Genomic DNA, 16,003 nt, shown 5'->3' with positions numbered 1-16,003 from the left:
TTCCAAAAAAACTCTAAACAAAAGGGTGGTTGACGTTTGCCAGGTCATTTTATACACATCGGTGTGGTTCACACAACTCGATGGACATTGAATCTAAAAGGCATCCCATGGCGGAAAAACAGTCAATCGGAGTTGCTCTCCTAACAACAGGATTTAGAAGGTTGATGTACTTTAACCGATTTGCTGTTGAGCGGGACGAAGGCTTTGTGCAAGTCCATTTTGGGTTGGTAAACAAGACAAATGGATTGGCCGATTGCTATTCGACTGCAATCTCTGAGTTGGAGCTTCTGGCCCTCAAGAAAACGTCAATGGATTATTTAGGTGGTCAAGGGACTCTCCTTGACGCCCCACCGCCTTGGCAACCTCCCGTCGCAACAAGAATGGAGCTTGCAAACCACATGGTTATGGCTCGCCACGGTCCAATCGCAGAGATTGCGTTTTACTCGTTCTCTTTTTGGGCGGCATTGATGGAAGCGAAGAAAGGCAAAGATGTTGCACCGGTGATGGCCGAACCTATTGCGTTGCTTCGATCCCCGCTTGCTGTTCAGCAACATTTGATTAGGTTGCTTTTCGTCCAGAACGAGACATTGTTATCGAACGAATGATTACGGTCGATTTTGAATTATCGCAAATCCGTGCGAATGCCAGCACGAGAACGCTCGAAGCCGTCTTGGCCATAACGACAAGCGAAGCGGAATTGCGTGCGCCGGCCAGAGGAACAGCCTCAGACCCGGTGAAGGCGTGGCTGGCCGCAGACGACACCCAAGCTTCGGATTTAGATCACAGAATTACGTTGCCGGATTTGGAATGGACTGAGCAGCACGAGCAGCGGTTCATCGCACTCGCTGGCCGCGAAGCTTTGGATACGTTAACGCTTGTTGAAAAAAGGGAACTTGAGCATTTGTCGAACTTGCGTCGTGGCCTACGGAATCCTCGTTCTGGTGAGGAATTGATCTGGGAATACAATCAGCGAGAGCTAACGCGAAGCCTCGTTGAAGCAGTGAATCGTTATGTTAGCTTCCACAAACGCGCGGATTGAACGCCATCAGCCTAAGCGTCAATTCACCGAGTCAACTTATAGAGCAGCAAAGCCTTTTTTGTTGCACGATTTTGGCGGGCGCTGTGCGTATTCCCTTCAACATGTTGACAGGGTCGGTTACAAGAGCATGGAGGTTGACCACTTCAACCCGACTCTCAGCGGCTTGGCTAGAAACAAATACCCAAACCTATTTCCTGCAACGCGACACTGCAACGGTTCCAAAGGTTGCCTGTGGCCAGATCTGTATCTGCGAAAGGCTGGCGTTAGGTTTTTGAACCCAACGAAGGAACACGATTATGGAGTCCATATTTTCGAAGACCCAGCTACCCACCATCTCCTAGGCGCAACTCCGGCTGGTAAGTATCACATCCGGTGCTGCGATTTGAATGCACCACACTTGGTGCTTGAGCGACGAGATCGAGCAAAGCTCAATGAGTTACTGAATGAATGCGGAGTGATTTCAAAGGTTTCACTGCAAATTCTGGAGAATGAAAAAGTGCTGGATACTTCTGCGTTCCTGCGTGCGGTTCTGAGTAAAATGATTCTACCTATTCCATCCCCACCAAAAACCTGATATTTACTTGGCGACGGGGGCAGGTTCGGCAGGAACCGGTGCTAGCGTTTTCTTGCGGCCAAACCTCTCAGCGATGTCGCTGAAGAAAGTGTAAACAACAGGGATAATGACCAGCGTGAGGAACGTGCTGGTCAACATGCCGCCGACCACGGCCACTCCCATCGGGCGGCGGCTTTCTGCGCCGGCACCGAAACCAATCGCAATCGGCAGGATGCCCGCGATCGTGGAAAACGCCGTCATCAAAATCGGCCGCAATCGCACGAGTCCCGCCTGCACCATCGCATCGTGGGCGTTGGCACCTTTTTCACGTTGTTGATTGGCAAACTCGACGAGCAGGATGGAATTCTTGGTCACCAGACCGACGAGCAACACGAGACCGATCTGGCTGAAGAGATTGATGTTCATCGCCGGCACCGGATGCGAAGTGATCGTCCCGATGAAATTGACGAGCCACAACAATCCGAACGCGCCCACGCCGGCCAAGGGCACGGCCAGCATGACGGTGAGCGGATGCATGAGGCTCTCAAACTGCGCAGCCAGCACCATGTACACGATGATCAGCGCCAGCAACAACACCCAGATGATTTCCTGCCCCGCGTCTTTGAGGTCGCGCGACTCACCGCTCCAATCGTGCAAAAATCCCGGCGGCAGGTCGGCGCGCACCATTTCGTCAACGCGATCAATGGCCGTGCCGAGGGGCACGCCGCTTAGAGACGCTTAAATTGTCGCGCTGCGAAGGCGGTTGTAGTGTTCAATGGCGCTCGGCGCCGCGCCCGCCTGGTGCGTAACGATGCTGTTGAGCTGAATCAACTTGCCTTCCGTGTTGCGCACGTAGAGCCGGTCGAGGTCCTGTGGCGTGAGGCGCGACTTGCGCTCCAGTTGCGTGATGACTTCGTATTCCTTGCCGTCAAGTTTGATGCGGCTCAGGTCCAGACCGCCGAACAGCATTTGCAACGTGCGCGAAATATCTTCAATGGACACACCCAGCGCGGCGGCGCGATCGCGGTTGATGTCGAGGCGCAATTCCGGCTTGTTGACTTCAAATGAGGAACGGACGTTCATAAGAAAGCCGGTCTGGCGCAGCTTGTTTTGCAGGTCGATAACGTAACGGTTGAGCGAATCGAGGTCCTGCGATTGAATCACGAGTTGAAAGGCGGAGTTGAAACCGCGGCCAATCGCCTTCGGAATTTGCGGCACCGCAATCGCGCCCTCGATGTCGTTAAAAAATTTCGCACGCAGGCCGCCCGGGCCGTTCACCATCTCTTGCACGCTGCGTTTGCGTTCGGCGCGGTCTTTAAGGCGGACAAACACGATGCCGAAGTTGGCCTGGCCCGGCCCGTTGAAGGCCGGCGCGACCACCGAGCCATACGTTTGGACTTCGGGGGTGTCTTTCAACATGTTTTCCATCTTGGCCGCGATGCGGTCGGTGTATTCGGAAGTCGAACCTTCGGGCGTAAAGACGATGCACAGCAGCCGGCCTTTGTCCTCTTCGGGCAGGAATTCGCCTTCGAGTTGTTTGTAGGTCACGACCATCAACACCAGGCTGAGCAGGCCGATGAAAATGGTGGTGGGCCGGTGGGCGAGCGCCAGACGAAGCAATCGGTCATAAGTGCGCGTGAACCATTTCACCAATCGATCAAAGCCCCGAACGATAAAGGAGTGGCGCTGTTCATGCGCCGGCTTGAGGAGGCGCGAGGCCATCATCGGCGAAAGCGACAACGCGACGAAGGCGGAGACAACGACGGAACCGGCCACGGCCACGGCGAACTCGATGAACAGCCGGCCCGTGGTGCTTTTCTGAAATGCCAGCGGCAGGAAGACCGCCACGAGCGAAATGGTAATGGCGATCACCGCGAAGGCGATCTCATCCATGGCCTTGAACGCGGCCTGCATCGGCGGCTCGCCCTTCTCGATGTGGCGATGGATATTTTCGAGCACCACGATGGCGTCGTCCACCACCACGCCGATGGCCAGCACCATGGCCAGCATGGTCAGGATGTTGATGGAGTAGCCAAAGGCGTGAAGAATCGCGAACGTTGCCACAAGCGAAACGGGAATCGTGATGGCCGGAATAATCGTGGAGCGAAAATCGCCCAGAAAGAGGTAGATGATGAGCACAACGAGCGCGAAGGCGATGCCAAGCGTCGTCCAGACTTCGTCGATGGCCTTCTCGACGTAGATCGACTCATCGTAATTGAAGACCATCTCAATGCCTTCGGGCAGCGTCGGCTTGATGCGCTCGATTTCCGCCTTGACGCCCTTGGCGACATCCACGGTGTTGGCCTTGGATTGCTTGACGATGCCAAGGAAGATGCACGGCCGGCCATTGTTGCGGGCGACGGTGCGTTCGTTTTCCACGCCGGCGCGCGCCTCGCCGATGTCGCGCAAACGGACAATCTTGACTCCGTCGTTTTTGATTACCAACTTGTTGAATTCCTCCGGCGTTTTCAACTCACCGCGCGTTTCAATCGTCATTTCGCGATGAAGATTCTCGACGCGACCGCTCGGAAGCTCGACGTTCTGCTGGCGGAGCGCGCGTTGCACGTCCAGCACCGTGAGCTGGTGCGCGGCCATTTTTTCCGCGTCGAGCCACAGGCGCATGGCGAAACGCTGTTCACCGCCGATGATGACCGAGGAAACGCCCTTGATCGTTTGGAGGCGATTTTTGATCTGCCGTTCGGCGAGCGTGGTCATTTGCAACGGCGTGAAGCGCGAGCTGTTGACGCCGATCCAGATGATCGGGTTGGCGTCGGCCTCCTGCTTGGCGACGATTGGCTCTTTGATGTCTTCGGGCAACAGACCGCGCACGCGGGCAACACGGTCGCGCACGTCCTGCGCCGCCTGTTCGATGTCGCGCGAAAGATCGAACTCGACGGTGATCGTGCTGGCCTCTTCGCGGCTCTGGCTGGTGAGAGTTTTGATGCCTTCGATGTTGTTGATCACCTCTTCGAGCCGCTCCGTGACCTCGGTTTCGACAACCGACGCATTTGCGCCGGGATAGACCGTCAATACACTGACGATGGGCGGATCAATGTCCGGCAACTCGCGCACCGGCAGCCGCGACAAAGCGATCACGCCAAACAGAATCAGCGCCAGGCTCATCATGGAGGCGAGCACCGGGCGTTGAATACTGATGCGGGGCAGAATCATGTGGAGCGCTTATTTGCGGGGTTGCGTCGGGGCCTCTTTTTCTTCGTAAGCCGCAGCGGATTCTGGCGGCGCAAGTTTGACCGTCGAGCCAGGCCCAATTTTTTGCAGACCCTCGACAATGACCTTTTCGCCGCCTTTCAAACCTTCAACCACCTCCACCCGCCCGGCCAGACGCACGCCCAGTGTGACCTTCGCGAGGACCACTTTGCTGCCTTCCCCAACGACATACACGTTGGCCCGACTGTCCTCCAGAAGCTGGCTGATGGCGACTTCCGGAATGACCACGGAATTTTCGCGAATCGTCAACGTCAGGTCGAGATTCGCAAACATGCCGGGTTTGAGTTCCGCGTCCGGGTTGGGGATGTAGGCTTTGACCAGGGCGGTGCGCGTGGCGAGATCAACAAAGGATGAAACGAAATATACCTTTCCTTTGAACTTTCGTGACTGGTAGGTGGCCACACCGATTTCGATGATTTGATCGACGTGCAGTTGACTCAGGAAACGCTCCGGCACGTTGAACTCTACGACGACGGGGTCGATATCAATCAGGTAAGTCAGCGTGGTGTTCTTGCTGATCACCTGGCCGGGGCTGACATAACGCGCGCCAACAATCCCGCTGAATGGCGCATAAATCCGCGTGTCCTTGAGTTCGCGTTTCTTCAAGTCCAAGCTCGCCTGGTTGACATTATATGTGGCGGCGGCCTGATCGAATTCCTGTTGGGAAATTAGTTTGTCATTGTAGAGTTGTTGGGCGCGTTCGTGGTTGGCCCGGCTCAATTTGAAGTTGGCCTCCGCCTCGGCAAGCGTCGCCGCCAGTTTGCTTTCGTCCAATTGCACGAGCAACTGCCCCTTCTCCACCCGCAGACCTTCCTTGAAACGAATTTCCTGAACGACGCCGTCGGTTTCCGATTTGATCTCCACCATTTCCTTGGCCGCCACCGAGCCGACCAAGGAAAGTGTCTCGGCCACCGGCTGGCGTTTCGCTTCCACCGCCACGACTTGCACAATCGGCGGCCCCTTCGGGCCGGAATCAGTTTTTTTGCTGCAACTGGTGAGCGCAAGGCAGGCCACAGCACCGGTCAGCGTCCAGGTAGAAATTCTTTTCATTTTGCGACGATTCAAAGCGGCATAAGGTATTTTTTTGGTGCGCCCGCGGCCAGAAAAATCTGAAACAATGTGTTCACGCACAGACAAAGTTCTTTCGGAGTTGAAACCCTCCTGATGTATCCTTAGCTTAGCAAGCACAGCTCAGCCAGGTTTGACGTTGTCGAAACTGGCTGGCACAACGACAACCTGAACCGATAATCGACTAATTATATGAGGAAACGTTTTGCGCTTTCACTCGTCTTCCCGCTGCTCGCGTTTGGCCTGCTTCTCCTGGGTTGTAAAAAATCGGGAGAAGGAAGCATTCGCGTTGGTGAATACGCGTCGCTAACCGGCAAGGAAGCGACTTTTGGCATTTCGTCGCACGAAGGCACGTTGCTAGCGGTTGAGGAGATCAATGGCTCCGGTGGTGTGCTTGGGAAGAAAATTGAACTGCTGACGGAGGACACGCAATCCAAAGCGGGCGAACCCGCCACTGTTGTGAACAAGCTCATCGCGCGCGACGGCGTCGTCGCCGTGCTCGGTGAAGTGGCCTCGAGTCGCTCGCTCGAAGCCGCACCGATCTGTCAGGCGAACATGATTCCGATGGTTTCACCTTCGTCCACGAATCCGAAGGTCACGGAGACGGGCGACTTCATTTTCCGCGTCTGCTTCATCGACCCGTTTCAAGGCACGGTGATGGCGAACTTCGCGACGAAAACCCTCAAGGCCAAAAAGGTCGCGGTGTTCACCGATGTGAAGAGCGATTACAGCAAAGGGCTGGCGAAGTTTTTCAAGGAACGGTTCATTGCCAACGGCGGCACCATCGCGACCGAACTCGACTACAACGGCGGCGACAAGGATTTCAAAGCGCAACTCACCGCCATCAAAGCCGCCAATCCCGACGGTGTCTTTGTTCCGGGCTACTACACCGACGCTGCGTTGATTTGCGTGCAAGCGAGGCAGCTCGGCCTGACCGTCCCGATTTTCGGCGGCGACGGCTGGGAGTCCGAGAAGCTGGTCGAAATCGGCGGCGCCGCGATGGAAGGAACTTATCTTTCAACCCACTATCATCTCGATGTGGGCAGCGAGCAGAGTAAGAAGTTTGTGGAGAATTATCGCAAGCGCTGGAACGGCAAGATGCCCGACGCGCTGGCCGCGTGCGCCTACGACTCCGCAGCGGTGCTCGCGGACGCGATGAAGCGGGCCGGTAGCACGGACGGTCAAAAGGTCCGCGACGCACTGGCAGCGACAAAGGGATTTCAAGGCGTGACCGGCGTCATCACGATCAATGAAAAACGGGACGCCACGAAGTCCGCGGTCATTCTGCAAGTCAAGGGCGGCAAGTTCAAATACCTTGAAACGGTCGCGCCGTAACAGAGTTGATAGTGGATAGTTGATGGTTGATAGACAAAAGCGAAAGGACACAACCTATGTTCAACTTCGAAAAACTCGAAACCTGGCAGAAAGCGATCAATTTTGCCGACTTGGTTTATGAAACCACGCGGAACTTTCCAGCCGACGAAAGATTCGGTTTAACGAATCAGATGCGCCGCGCCGCCGTTTCCATTTCCTCAAACATCGCGGAAGGCACCGCACGAAATTCCAAAAACGACTATGCGCGTTTTCTGGAAATTGCCACTGGATCACTTTTTGAAGTTGTCTCGCAATCCTTCGTCGGGCAGCGACAGGGTTTTCTTTCGCAGGATGCTTTTCAGCGACCTTATGCCGCCGCAGAAGAACAGGGGAAAATGCTCAGTGGCCTTCGCCGGTCGGTCTTGGAAGGGGCGTGACTTTCGGAGCGAGGACTATCAACTATCAACTAACGACTATCAACGAACTCCTCCAGCAGCTCATCAACGGCCTCGCCCTCGGCGCAATTTACGCGCTGATCGCGCTGGGCTACACGATGGTTTATGGCATCCTGCGCTTCATCAATTTCGCCCACGGCGACGTCTTCATGCTGGGCGCGTTCGCCGGCTACTTCCTCTCGCCAGTGGTGAATCACCTTCTGCCCGCGCAATCCTACGTGGGCGGCGCACTGGTGCTGGTGTTGTCCATGGCCATCTGCGCGCTCATCGGCATCTTGATTGAATTTCTTGCCTACCGTCCGCTGCGAAACCGGCCCAAGCTCACGGTGCTGATCACGGCCATCGGCGTGTCGCTCTTCATCGAATACGTCGCTCAGCACAGGGCGGTCTTCGGCGCCGCCCCGCGCAAGTTTCCAGATCTGATCCCGGTCACGGCCTGGCATGCCGGCGGGCTGGTGCTGGGGACAAATCAAGTGATCGTCTTCGTCACCACCGCGCTCTTGCTGGTGGCGTTGCGGTTTATCGTGCAAAAGACAAAGATGGGAATGGCCATGCGCGCCGTGTCATTCAACGAACAGGCGGCGGTGCTCATGGGCGTGAACATCAATCGTGTCATCTCATTCACATTTGGTCTCGGCTCGGCCCTGGCGGGCGCCGGCGGTATCCTTTTCGCCATGAACTATGCGAGCATCGATCCGCTCATGGGAGTGCAAACGGGGTTGAAGGCTTTTGTCGCGGCCGTTTTTGGCGGCATCGGCAACCTGCCGGGCGCAGCCTTGGGCGGGCTGATCCTGGGCATCGTGGAAACTTTTGCCGGCGGCGTTTCCGGCGTGTCGAACTACCGTGATGGCATCGCATTCGCCATTCTGATTTTAATTCTCCTGGTTCGCCCAGCGGGATTGCTGGGAAAACCCCAAATCGAGAAAGTGTGAAAAGCTCCAACCTCCTACATCCAGTCTCCAGAGAAACTCCAAGCTCCAAAATTCAATGGAACTTGCGCGCCTTCTTGGAGTTTGATGCTTGGATTTTCTTAGAAGCTTGGCGCTTGGGATTTGGTTTTTCCTTCAAGTCATGAACTCGGGCGCAAAACGATTTCTGCTGGCGGCCATCCTCATGGCAGTCGGCGTGTCGTATTTCTCCGCCCAGTTCAACCGTTATTATCTCGGGATCGCCATTGACGTTGGGATCAATATCATCCTTGCGGTCAGCCTCAACCTGATCAACGGACACACCGGCCAGTTCAGTCTCGGACACGCCGGGTTCATGGCGGTGGGCGGTTACACGGCGGCGAAGTGTTCGCTCATGCTGCAAAGTTATCTGCCACCCTGGGCGCAACCGCTCCTCTTCCTCGCCAGTCTCTTGCTCGGCGGCATCATGGCGGCGGCGGTGGGTCTCGGCGTCGGCGTGCCCACATTGCGGCTCAGGGGTGATTACCTCGCCATCGTGACGTTGGGCTTCGGCGAAATCATCCGCGTGTATTTTCAGACGACCGAGGCTTTCGGCGCGGCCACAGGACTGACTGGAATTCCAAATTGGACCAACTTCGGATGGGCTTGGAGCTTCGCCGCGATAACGGTGTTTGTCGTCGGTAGCCTGGTGAACTCCACGTACGGTCGCGGTTTCATCGCCGTGCATGACGACGAAGTGGCCGCCGGCGCCATGGGCATCAACCCGACACGATACAAGGTCACGGCATTCGTTGCGGGGGCGTTCTTCGCCGGCATAGCGGGCGGACTCTACGCGCATCACAAGCAATTCCTGTCGCCAACCGGTTTCGATTTCATGAAGTCCATCGACATTGTCGTGATGGTGATCCTCGGCGGGATGGGGCGCACGGTCGGCGTGATTATTGCCGCGGTGCTGTTGACACTGTTGCCCGAAGTGCTCCGCGGCTTCGCGGAATATCGCATGATCATTTACTCATTGCTAATCATCGTCCTGATGATCGCCCGCCCGCAGGGTTTGTTCACGTTTGGCAGGAAATTAAAAATTAAAAATTAGAAATGAAAAATGCCAAATCTAATTCGGGAGGTCGTGGAGGAATCCCGCCGAAGGATATCGTCGTGCGCACTTTTGACTTTGCGGTTCTGGTGATTCAACTCTGCGTGAAGTTGGATGAGCGTCCGGGTGTCGGGCGCGTGCTGATGAGTCAGATTCTGCGCGCGGGGACAAGTGTTCCGGCCAATGTCGAGGAAGCACAGGCAGCGCAAAGCAAAGCCGATTTTGTCAGTAAGATGAGCATTGCGCTCAAAGAAGCGCGAGAGACGCACCTGCGGCTACGATTGCTCGCACCTGCAAAAGTGGTTCCTTTAAATGAATTGCAACCGCTGATTCAGGAGGCCGATGAAATCAAACGCGTGATTGCAGCGATCATCGTTTCCACGAAACGCGGCGGCGTTGACTAACTCCTTTTGAATTTTGCATTTTTAATTTTTAATTCATGCCTAGCTTGCTGCAACTCGATCTGGTTACGATCCGATTCGGCGGCCTGGCGGCTGTGTCGGAAGTCGATCTGCAAATCGGAAATCACGAACTCGTCGGCCTCATCGGCCCGAACGGCGCGGGTAAAACCACCGTGTTCAACCTCATCACCGGCGTGTACCAGCCAACCTCCGGCGCGATCTCGTTTGAGGGCCGGCCGACGGCGAAGCTGAAACCTCATCAACTCACCGCGCTCGGTATTGCACGGACGTTTCAGAACATCCGGCTGTTCGCCGGCATGAGCGTGTTCGACAACGTGCGCGCTGCGGTTCAGCTTCACCGTCCACACGGCATTCGCGACGCGCTCTGGCGCGGGAGTGGATTCCGCGATGGGGAAGAAGCGGTGAAAACACAAGTGATGGAACTGCTGGAAATCTTCAACCTCGTCCGATTCCGCGACGCCAACGCCAAGAGCCTGCCCTACGGCGACCAGCGTCGGCTGGAAATCGTCCGGGCCCTGGCGACCCGGCCAAAACTGCTTTTGTTGGACGAACCGGCCGCCGGCATGAACCCGACGGAAAAGGTTGCGCTGATGAAATTGATTCAATTCGTCAAAGACAAATACAGAATCGCCGTGTTGCTGGTCGAACACGACATGCAGGTTGTCATGGGCATCTGCGAACGCATTGCGGTACTCGATTACGGGATCAAGATTGCCGAAGGCGCGCCAGCGGAAGTGCGCGCAAACCCGAAAGTCATTGAAGCTTACCTGGGCGAGGAGCCGGTAAAAAATGCTTGAGGTCAAAAATCTTGCGGTGAGCTACGGCGCAATCACCGCGCTGCACGGCATTTCGCTGTCCGTGAAGCCGGGCGCCATTGTCACGCTGATCGGCAGCAACGGCGCGGGCAAAACCACCACGCTCAAAACGATCTCCGGTTTGCTGAAGGCTCGATCGGGCACGATCACCTACGAGGGCAAAGACATCACCAACCTGCCGCCGCATCAAATCGTCAAACTCGGAATCTCGCAAGTGCCTGAAGGGCGGATGATCTTCGCCAACCTCACGGTCCTGGAAAATCTGATGATGGGCGCCTATTTGCAGACGGACAAATCGATCATTGAACGTGAACTGGATTATGTCTTCGGCATTTTCCCACGCTTGAAGGAACGCGGAAGGCAGGAAGCCGGCACGCTCTCGGGCGGCGAGCAGCAAATGCTCGCCATTGGCCGCGCACTCATGAGCAAACCCAAATTCCTCATGCTGGACGAACCTTCGCTTGGCCTCGCGCCGTTGCTGGTGAAAACCATCTTTGAAAAAATCGTCGAGATCAACCGGGAGCACGGCATCACTATTCTGCTGGTGGAACAGAACGCCAACCTCGCTTTTGAAATCTCGCAGTACGGCTACGTGCTCGAAACCGGCCGGATCATTTTACAGGACGAATCGAAGTCGCTTCGTCAGAATCCGCAAGTCCGGAGCGCCTACTTGGGAGCTTGACGAAAGGGCTTGATGCAACGCTCACTTATGTTCTTGCTCGCCCAACCATCAGTCATGAAGACTGCCGGACCGCCCGTCAGAGTGGCCTGATCAGAATTTCTTCCACAACGCCGCGTCGTGGCAGATTGATTGCCAATAATGCGCACGCGGCCACGTCCTCGGACAGGAGCATTTTCTGGCGGGCTTCCGGCGTCGGCGGGACTGGCCGGCGATTCAACAACGGCGTGTCGATGTCGCCCGGAAAAATTGCGCAGGCGCGGATGCCATTGACACGCTCTTCGGCATTGAGGGATTGCGTTAGCCCGGCCAGTCCGAACTTGGAAGCGACATAACCAGCTCCAGCTTTCACGTTCGCTTGTTTTGCCGAATCGGAAACGATGTTGATGATCGTGCCCGATTGTTGTCGCCGCATCGAAGGCAAAAAGGCCCGGATGCAGTAAAACGCGCCGTCCAGATTTGTGGCGAGCATTGCGCGATAATCCGTCAGCGACAATTCCTTCAGCGCTCGTCGCGGCACATTGATGCCGGCGGCGTTTACCAGAACTTCAACCTTGCCAAATTTCTTCAACACCAGCCGCGCGGTTTTATCAACGGCGGCGGCGTTCCCCACATCGCAGGGACAAACAATCAGATTCCTGGATCTCTTGCCGGACAACTTGACGGTTTTGAGAAGCGACGCTTTCCGTCGTCCAACCAGCACCACGCGCCAGCCTTCCTGTGCGAGTGCCAAGCTGATGGCCTGCCCCACACCGCTGCCGGCGCCTGTTACCACGGCTGTCTTGTTCATGAGAGTGCTTTGAGCTTGGGGATTATTTCCTGCAAACGATACGCTGGCAAGCCGCGAACGCTTTCGCTTCAGAAAATCAGTTGTAGAAAAAATCGCGCCGTGGCAGTAACGTTAAACCGTTCATGCAAAATACCGCCACAGTTGCCGTTCCAACCACCGACTCGCGTCTGTTGCGGATTTCACCGCGCGACAACGTGTTCGTCGCCATTGCGACGATTGAAGCTGGAGAGGAATTTCAGGTGGACGGCAAAAGTATTCACGCCTCCCTGGACCTCCCGCTCGGGCACAAGGTTGCCGCTCGCGACATTGCACCCGGCCAAAAGATCATCAAGTACGGCGTCCCGATTGGTTCAGCCATCTTGCCCATCCCGGTGGGCGAACACGTTCACACGCACAACATCAAGAGTGATTATCTGCCGACCTACACCTGGAAGGAACAGGGCAAGTATTTCAAGGAGCACCATTGAAGTTGGAATCATCGACGTGCACGAACTCAAACGTGAAAGCCTATCTTCGACCCGATGGCCGCAAAGGCATCCGTAACATCATCGTCGTCGCCTACCTTGTTGAGTGCGCGCACCACGTCGCCCGCGAAATCATGTTTCCGTTTCGTGACCGGGGTGTGCATCTGATTGGTTTCGGCGGCTGTTTTCCCAACGCGTATTCCTTCCGCATGTTGAAAAAGCTTTGCACGCACCCTAACGTCGCCGGCGCCGTGCTGGTCTCCCTCGGCTGTGAAGGCTTTAATCGCACCGACTTGGCGCGCGCGATCCGGGAAACGGGACGCCCCGTGACGACTGTCGTCATTCAAAACACCGGCGGCACGCGCAAGTCCATCGCCGAAGGGCAACGTTGGATTGAGTCAACCCTTCAACAAACGGCTGCAACGCCTCGAGTGGAGATGAACATCAACGAACTGATCGTCGGCACGATTTGCGGCGGGTCGGATGCGACCAGCGGCGTCACGGCCAATCCGGCGGTCGGACGCGCGTTTGATTTGTTGGTGGAACGAAACGCCCGCGCGATTTTTGAGGAGACGGGCGAATTGATCGGCTGCGAACAGATCATGGCCGAACGCGCGGCGCGACCGGAACTGGCGCGCGAGTTGATCGCCTGTGTCGAGAAAGCGGCCAAGCATTACACGGTCCTGGGTCATGGCAGTTTTGCGCCGGGCAACGCCGATGGCGGATTGACGACGCAAGAAGAGAAGTCGATGGGCGCTTACAGCAAGAGCGGCAGTTCGCGCATCAACGGTATCCTGAAGCCGGGCGATGTCCCTCCCGCAGCCGGATTGTACTTGCTGGATGTCGTTCCCGATGGCGAAGTGCGGTTTGGTTTCGCCAACATCAACGACAACGCTGAAATCGGCGAACTCATTGCGTGCGGTTCGCATGTCATTCTGTTCACGACCGGGCGCGGTTCAGTCGTTGGCTCCGCGATTTCGCCAGTGATAAAAGTCTGCGCCAATCCGGAAACGTATCGTCGTATGTCCGAGGACATGGACATCGACGCGGGGCGGATCTTGGAAAAGCGCGCGACGCTGGACGAGGTTGGCCGGGAGATTTTTGATCGCGTCATCAAGACGGCAGAAGGCGTTCCGACCGCTTCGGAAACTCTCGGCCACCAGGAATTTGTCCTGACCTACAAGACGTTCGAGCCGATTGGCCCGGCCTGTCTGCCCGCCAGTGCTGCGGCCTGAAGGGATTCAAACGGGCGGCAACGCAGGGATGTTGGTTGAACTCAGGCCGCCTTCTCTTTGCGTCCTGCCGTCAGAAAATCCAAGTAGTCGATGAGCTGCTGTTTCATCTGGGGACGCGGCACGATGGCGTCAACCAAGCCGTGATCGAGCAGAAATTCGGCGGTTTGAAAGCCGGGCGGCAGTTCCGCCTGGGTGGTATCCTTGATGACACGCGCGCCGGCAAAGCCGATCATCGCGCCCGGCTCGGCAATGATGAGGTCGCCGACCGTCGCGAAGCTGGCCATGACACCCGCCATGGTGGGATGTGTAAGGACGCTGAGGAATGGCAGTTTCCTTTTCGCGTGATAGGCCAGGGCGCCACAGGTCTTGGCCATTTGCATCAGGCTGAACATCCCCTCGTACATCCGTGCGCCGCCGCTCGTGGATACGATGATGATGGGCAGTTCCATTTCAGTGGCCTTCTCGATCAGACGCGTGATTTTTTCGCCCACCACCGAACCCATTGAGCCGCCCAGAAAACTGAAGTTCATGACGGCAAGCGCCACCCGGTGCGGACCGATCTTGCAAATGCCCGTGATGACGGCGTCTTTCAAGCCGGTGGTTTTTTGATACTCCGCCAGTTTGTCCGTGTAGGATTCAACGCCGGTGAAGGCGAGCATATCCACACTGGTCATATCCGCGTCCATTTCCTCGAAGGAACAGGTTTCGACGAGGGCGTGGATGCGTTCGCGCGCGCGGATGGGGAAGTGATGATTGCAACGGTGACAGACCTTTAAATTGTCGTCCAGCTCCTTGTCGTAGATCATCGTGCTGCACTTGGGGCACTTGGTCCACAACCCTTCGGGGATTTCTCGCTTCTTGGACTTGCCAGTTCCGATCCTCGGTTTCCGGGTGAACGTGGTGCTTGTGCCGGCGGCGGGAGGTGTCACGGCCGGTTCCTTGGTTTCAAGGCCGAGCGTCTTCTTGGTGAAAGTGGTCGTAGCCATACTCTTTAAGAAATCGAGATTCGAATGTTGAGAGCCCAAGGCGTTTCTCTGATCCAGATTCATTTGGAATTCAATAATCTGACATTTCAAATATGCTACAACCCGCGGGCGACTGTCCAGACACAAACTTCGCCTGCGCCCGCGGCCAATAAGACTTTCGCACATGCGCTGGTGGTCGCGCCAGTCGTCAACACATCGTCCAGCAACACAATCTTCTCTCCGTGCAATTCCTGACCTCCACGCATCGCAAAAGCTTTTCGCACGTTGGCGGCGCGTTGCGGGCGCGTGAGCCGGGTCTGCGTTCGCGTGGGTTCGACCCGTTTGAGCAGGCGATCGTTCACCGGAATCTGCGTGGCGACACTGAACCGCGCCGCCAGACGTTCGGCCTGGTTGAATTCGCGCTCGCGTTTCTTTGCGGAATGCAATGGCACCGGCACAATCATGTCCCACTTCTCCTGGCGCAGCACCGGTTCTGCCTCACGCGCCAGCAAATCGGCCAGAAAGGGTTCGAACCAGAGCGCCCGTTGATATTTGTAACGATGAATGACCTCCAGGACCAGCCCGCCCGCCACCACCGCCGACCGCGCCGAGCGAAAATGCAGTTCCATCTCCCGGCAATTGCTGCATTCAAATGCCGTTGTGATGTCGCCTTCGTAGGGCAATCCACAGCGTTCACAAAATGGCGGTTTGATGAAACGTACTCCCCCGGCGCCGGACCAGCAACGCGCGCAGACATATCCTTCCGCCGGCGTCGCGCGACCCGCGCCACATATTTGACAGACCTCAGGATAAAAGAAATGCAGACCCGGATCAAGCCATGATTTTAAGAAACTGCGCCACGCAAAATCATTCGTCAACGATCGGAGTGGTCGCATCGCTGCAGCATAAAAATCCACCGCCCATCCGCCAAGCTGGAATTCGGTGCCACAGATAAACCATTGGCAGGTGGTCAGG

The 16,003-nt window shown here is 56.4% G+C and carries 17 protein-coding genes; 11 read left to right on the top strand and 6 right to left on the bottom strand.

Translation table 11 applies throughout. From position 1 onward, the window contains the following. The first annotated feature begins 107 nt into the window (after positions 1–107). Both HY298_25340 and HY298_25335 read left to right on the top strand, forming a co-directional pair. The gene (locus tag HY298_25340) at positions 108–605 is read left to right on the top strand and encodes a hypothetical protein (protein ID MBI3853583.1); all 498 of its coding nucleotides are present in this window, start codon (positions 108–110) and stop codon (positions 603–605) included. Then, the gene (locus tag HY298_25335) at positions 602–1,039 is read left to right on the top strand and encodes a hypothetical protein (GenBank protein ID MBI3853582.1); all 438 of its coding nucleotides are present in this window, start codon (positions 602–604) and stop codon (positions 1,037–1,039) included. The genes HY298_25340 and HY298_25335 overlap by 4 nt, the downstream gene beginning before the upstream one ends. Before the next feature lie 577 nt (positions 1,040–1,616). Here HY298_25335 and HY298_25330 read toward each other — a convergent pair. Genes HY298_25330 through HY298_25320 form a run of 3 tightly spaced genes read right to left on the bottom strand, consistent with a single transcriptional unit; the run spans position 1,617 to position 5,870 of the window. Next, positions 1,617–2,315: an efflux RND transporter permease subunit gene (locus tag HY298_25330; protein ID MBI3853581.1), complete on the bottom strand. Its 699-nt coding sequence runs from the start codon at positions 2,313–2,315 to the stop codon at positions 1,617–1,619. Positions 2,316–2,330: 15 nt separating this feature from the next. Then, entirely contained in the window at positions 2,331–4,763 is a 2,433-nt protein-coding gene (locus HY298_25325) for an efflux RND transporter permease subunit (GenBank protein ID MBI3853580.1), read from the bottom strand. Positions 4,764–4,772: 9 nt separating this feature from the next. After that, a complete protein-coding gene (locus HY298_25320; GenBank protein MBI3853579.1) occupies positions 4,773–5,870 on the bottom strand; it encodes an efflux RND transporter periplasmic adaptor subunit in 1,098 nt (365 codons plus the stop codon). Between the two features lie 210 nt (positions 5,871–6,080). Here HY298_25320 and HY298_25315 point away from each other — a divergent pair, with 210 nt between their 5' ends. From HY298_25315 to HY298_25285, 7 genes are all read left to right on the top strand, one after another. Beyond that, on the top strand, positions 6,081–7,223 hold the full coding sequence (locus tag HY298_25315; protein MBI3853578.1) for an ABC transporter substrate-binding protein: 1,143 nt from the start codon (positions 6,081–6,083) through the stop codon (positions 7,221–7,223). Between the two features lie 56 nt (positions 7,224–7,279). Beyond that, a complete protein-coding gene (locus HY298_25310) occupies positions 7,280–7,639 on the top strand; it encodes a four helix bundle protein (protein ID MBI3853577.1) in 360 nt (119 codons plus the stop codon). Between the two features lie 38 nt (positions 7,640–7,677). After that, positions 7,678–8,589 (top strand): branched-chain amino acid ABC transporter permease, encoded by a 912-nt coding sequence (locus tag HY298_25305; protein MBI3853576.1) that lies wholly within the window; start codon positions 7,678–7,680, stop codon positions 8,587–8,589. 139 nt (positions 8,590–8,728) lie between these two features. Then, complete coding sequence (locus HY298_25300) at positions 8,729–9,658, top strand: branched-chain amino acid ABC transporter permease (protein MBI3853575.1); 930 nt, start codon at positions 8,729–8,731, stop codon at positions 9,656–9,658. A 2-nt stretch (positions 9,659–9,660) separates the two neighbouring features. Then, entirely contained in the window at positions 9,661–10,062 is a 402-nt protein-coding gene (locus tag HY298_25295; GenBank protein ID MBI3853574.1) for a four helix bundle protein, read from the top strand. Between the two features lie 35 nt (positions 10,063–10,097). Continuing rightward, positions 10,098–10,877, top strand: coding sequence for an ABC transporter ATP-binding protein (locus tag HY298_25290; GenBank protein ID MBI3853573.1), 780 nt, complete (start codon positions 10,098–10,100; stop codon positions 10,875–10,877). Next, complete coding sequence (locus tag HY298_25285; protein ID MBI3853572.1) at positions 10,870–11,577, top strand: ABC transporter ATP-binding protein; 708 nt, start codon at positions 10,870–10,872, stop codon at positions 11,575–11,577. Before HY298_25290 ends, HY298_25285 begins: the two co-directional genes overlap by 8 nt. A gap of 76 nt (positions 11,578–11,653) precedes the next feature. Here the strand turns inward: HY298_25285 and HY298_25280 are convergent, their stop codons facing one another. Then, complete coding sequence (locus HY298_25280) at positions 11,654–12,364, bottom strand: SDR family oxidoreductase (protein ID MBI3853571.1); 711 nt, start codon at positions 12,362–12,364, stop codon at positions 11,654–11,656. A 122-nt stretch (positions 12,365–12,486) separates the two neighbouring features. Between HY298_25280 and HY298_25275 the strand changes: the two genes are divergently transcribed. Both HY298_25275 and HY298_25270 read left to right on the top strand, forming a co-directional pair. Then, positions 12,487–12,831 carry a UxaA family hydrolase gene (locus HY298_25275; protein MBI3853570.1) on the top strand — a complete coding sequence of 115 codons (345 nt, stop codon included), beginning with the start codon at positions 12,487–12,489 and terminating at the stop codon, positions 12,829–12,831. A 32-nt stretch (positions 12,832–12,863) separates the two neighbouring features. Continuing rightward, a complete protein-coding gene (locus HY298_25270; protein MBI3853569.1) occupies positions 12,864–14,063 on the top strand; it encodes a UxaA family hydrolase in 1,200 nt (399 codons plus the stop codon). A gap of 41 nt (positions 14,064–14,104) precedes the next feature. Here the strand turns inward: HY298_25270 and HY298_25265 are convergent, their stop codons facing one another. Together HY298_25265 and HY298_25260 are read right to left on the bottom strand one after the other, a co-directional pair. Next, positions 14,105–15,049 (bottom strand): acetyl-CoA carboxylase carboxyltransferase subunit beta, encoded by a 945-nt coding sequence (locus tag HY298_25265; GenBank protein MBI3853568.1) that lies wholly within the window; start codon positions 15,047–15,049, stop codon positions 14,105–14,107. A gap of 95 nt (positions 15,050–15,144) precedes the next feature. Further along, positions 15,145–15,924: a ComF family protein gene (locus tag HY298_25260; GenBank protein MBI3853567.1), complete on the bottom strand. Its 780-nt coding sequence runs from the start codon at positions 15,922–15,924 to the stop codon at positions 15,145–15,147. Positions 15,925–16,003: the final 79 nt, after the last annotated feature.

The organism is Verrucomicrobiota bacterium, assembly GCA_016200005.1.
Taxonomy (GTDB): domain Bacteria; phylum Verrucomicrobiota; class Verrucomicrobiia; order Limisphaerales; family PALSA-1396; genus PALSA-1396.
This window is presented reverse-complemented; position numbering and strand designations above follow the sequence as displayed.

What these genes read in the sequence shown, in the direction of transcription:
- HY298_25275 (MBI3853570.1), top strand. Translation starts at nt 12,487, where the DNA reads ATGCAAAATACCGCCACAGTTGCCGTTCCAACCACCGACTCGCGTCTG.
- HY298_25300 (MBI3853575.1), top strand. Translation starts at nt 8,729, where the DNA reads ATGAACTCGGGCGCAAAACGATTTCTGCTGGCGGCCATCCTCATGGCA.
- HY298_25335 (MBI3853582.1), top strand. Translation starts at nt 602, where the DNA reads ATGATTACGGTCGATTTTGAATTATCGCAAATCCGTGCGAATGCCAGC.
- HY298_25265 (MBI3853568.1), bottom strand. Translation starts at nt 15,049, where the DNA reads ATGGCTACGACCACTTTCACCAAGAAGACGCTCGGCCTTGAAACCAAG.
- HY298_25325 (MBI3853580.1), bottom strand. Translation starts at nt 4,763, where the DNA reads ATGATTCTGCCCCGCATCAGTATTCAACGCCCGGTGCTCGCCTCCATG.
- HY298_25295 (MBI3853574.1), top strand. Translation starts at nt 9,661, where the DNA reads ATGAAAAATGCCAAATCTAATTCGGGAGGTCGTGGAGGAATCCCGCCG.
- HY298_25290 (MBI3853573.1), top strand. Translation starts at nt 10,098, where the DNA reads ATGCCTAGCTTGCTGCAACTCGATCTGGTTACGATCCGATTCGGCGGC.
- HY298_25315 (MBI3853578.1), top strand. Translation starts at nt 6,081, where the DNA reads ATGAGGAAACGTTTTGCGCTTTCACTCGTCTTCCCGCTGCTCGCGTTT.
- HY298_25340 (MBI3853583.1), top strand. Translation starts at nt 108, where the DNA reads ATGGCGGAAAAACAGTCAATCGGAGTTGCTCTCCTAACAACAGGATTT.
- HY298_25310 (MBI3853577.1), top strand. Translation starts at nt 7,280, where the DNA reads ATGTTCAACTTCGAAAAACTCGAAACCTGGCAGAAAGCGATCAATTTT.
- HY298_25320 (MBI3853579.1), bottom strand. Translation starts at nt 5,870, where the DNA reads ATGAAAAGAATTTCTACCTGGACGCTGACCGGTGCTGTGGCCTGCCTT.
- HY298_25260 (MBI3853567.1), bottom strand. Translation starts at nt 15,924, where the DNA reads ATGCGACCACTCCGATCGTTGACGAATGATTTTGCGTGGCGCAGTTTC.
- HY298_25285 (MBI3853572.1), top strand. Translation starts at nt 10,870, where the DNA reads ATGCTTGAGGTCAAAAATCTTGCGGTGAGCTACGGCGCAATCACCGCG.
- HY298_25280 (MBI3853571.1), bottom strand. Translation starts at nt 12,364, where the DNA reads ATGAACAAGACAGCCGTGGTAACAGGCGCCGGCAGCGGTGTGGGGCAG.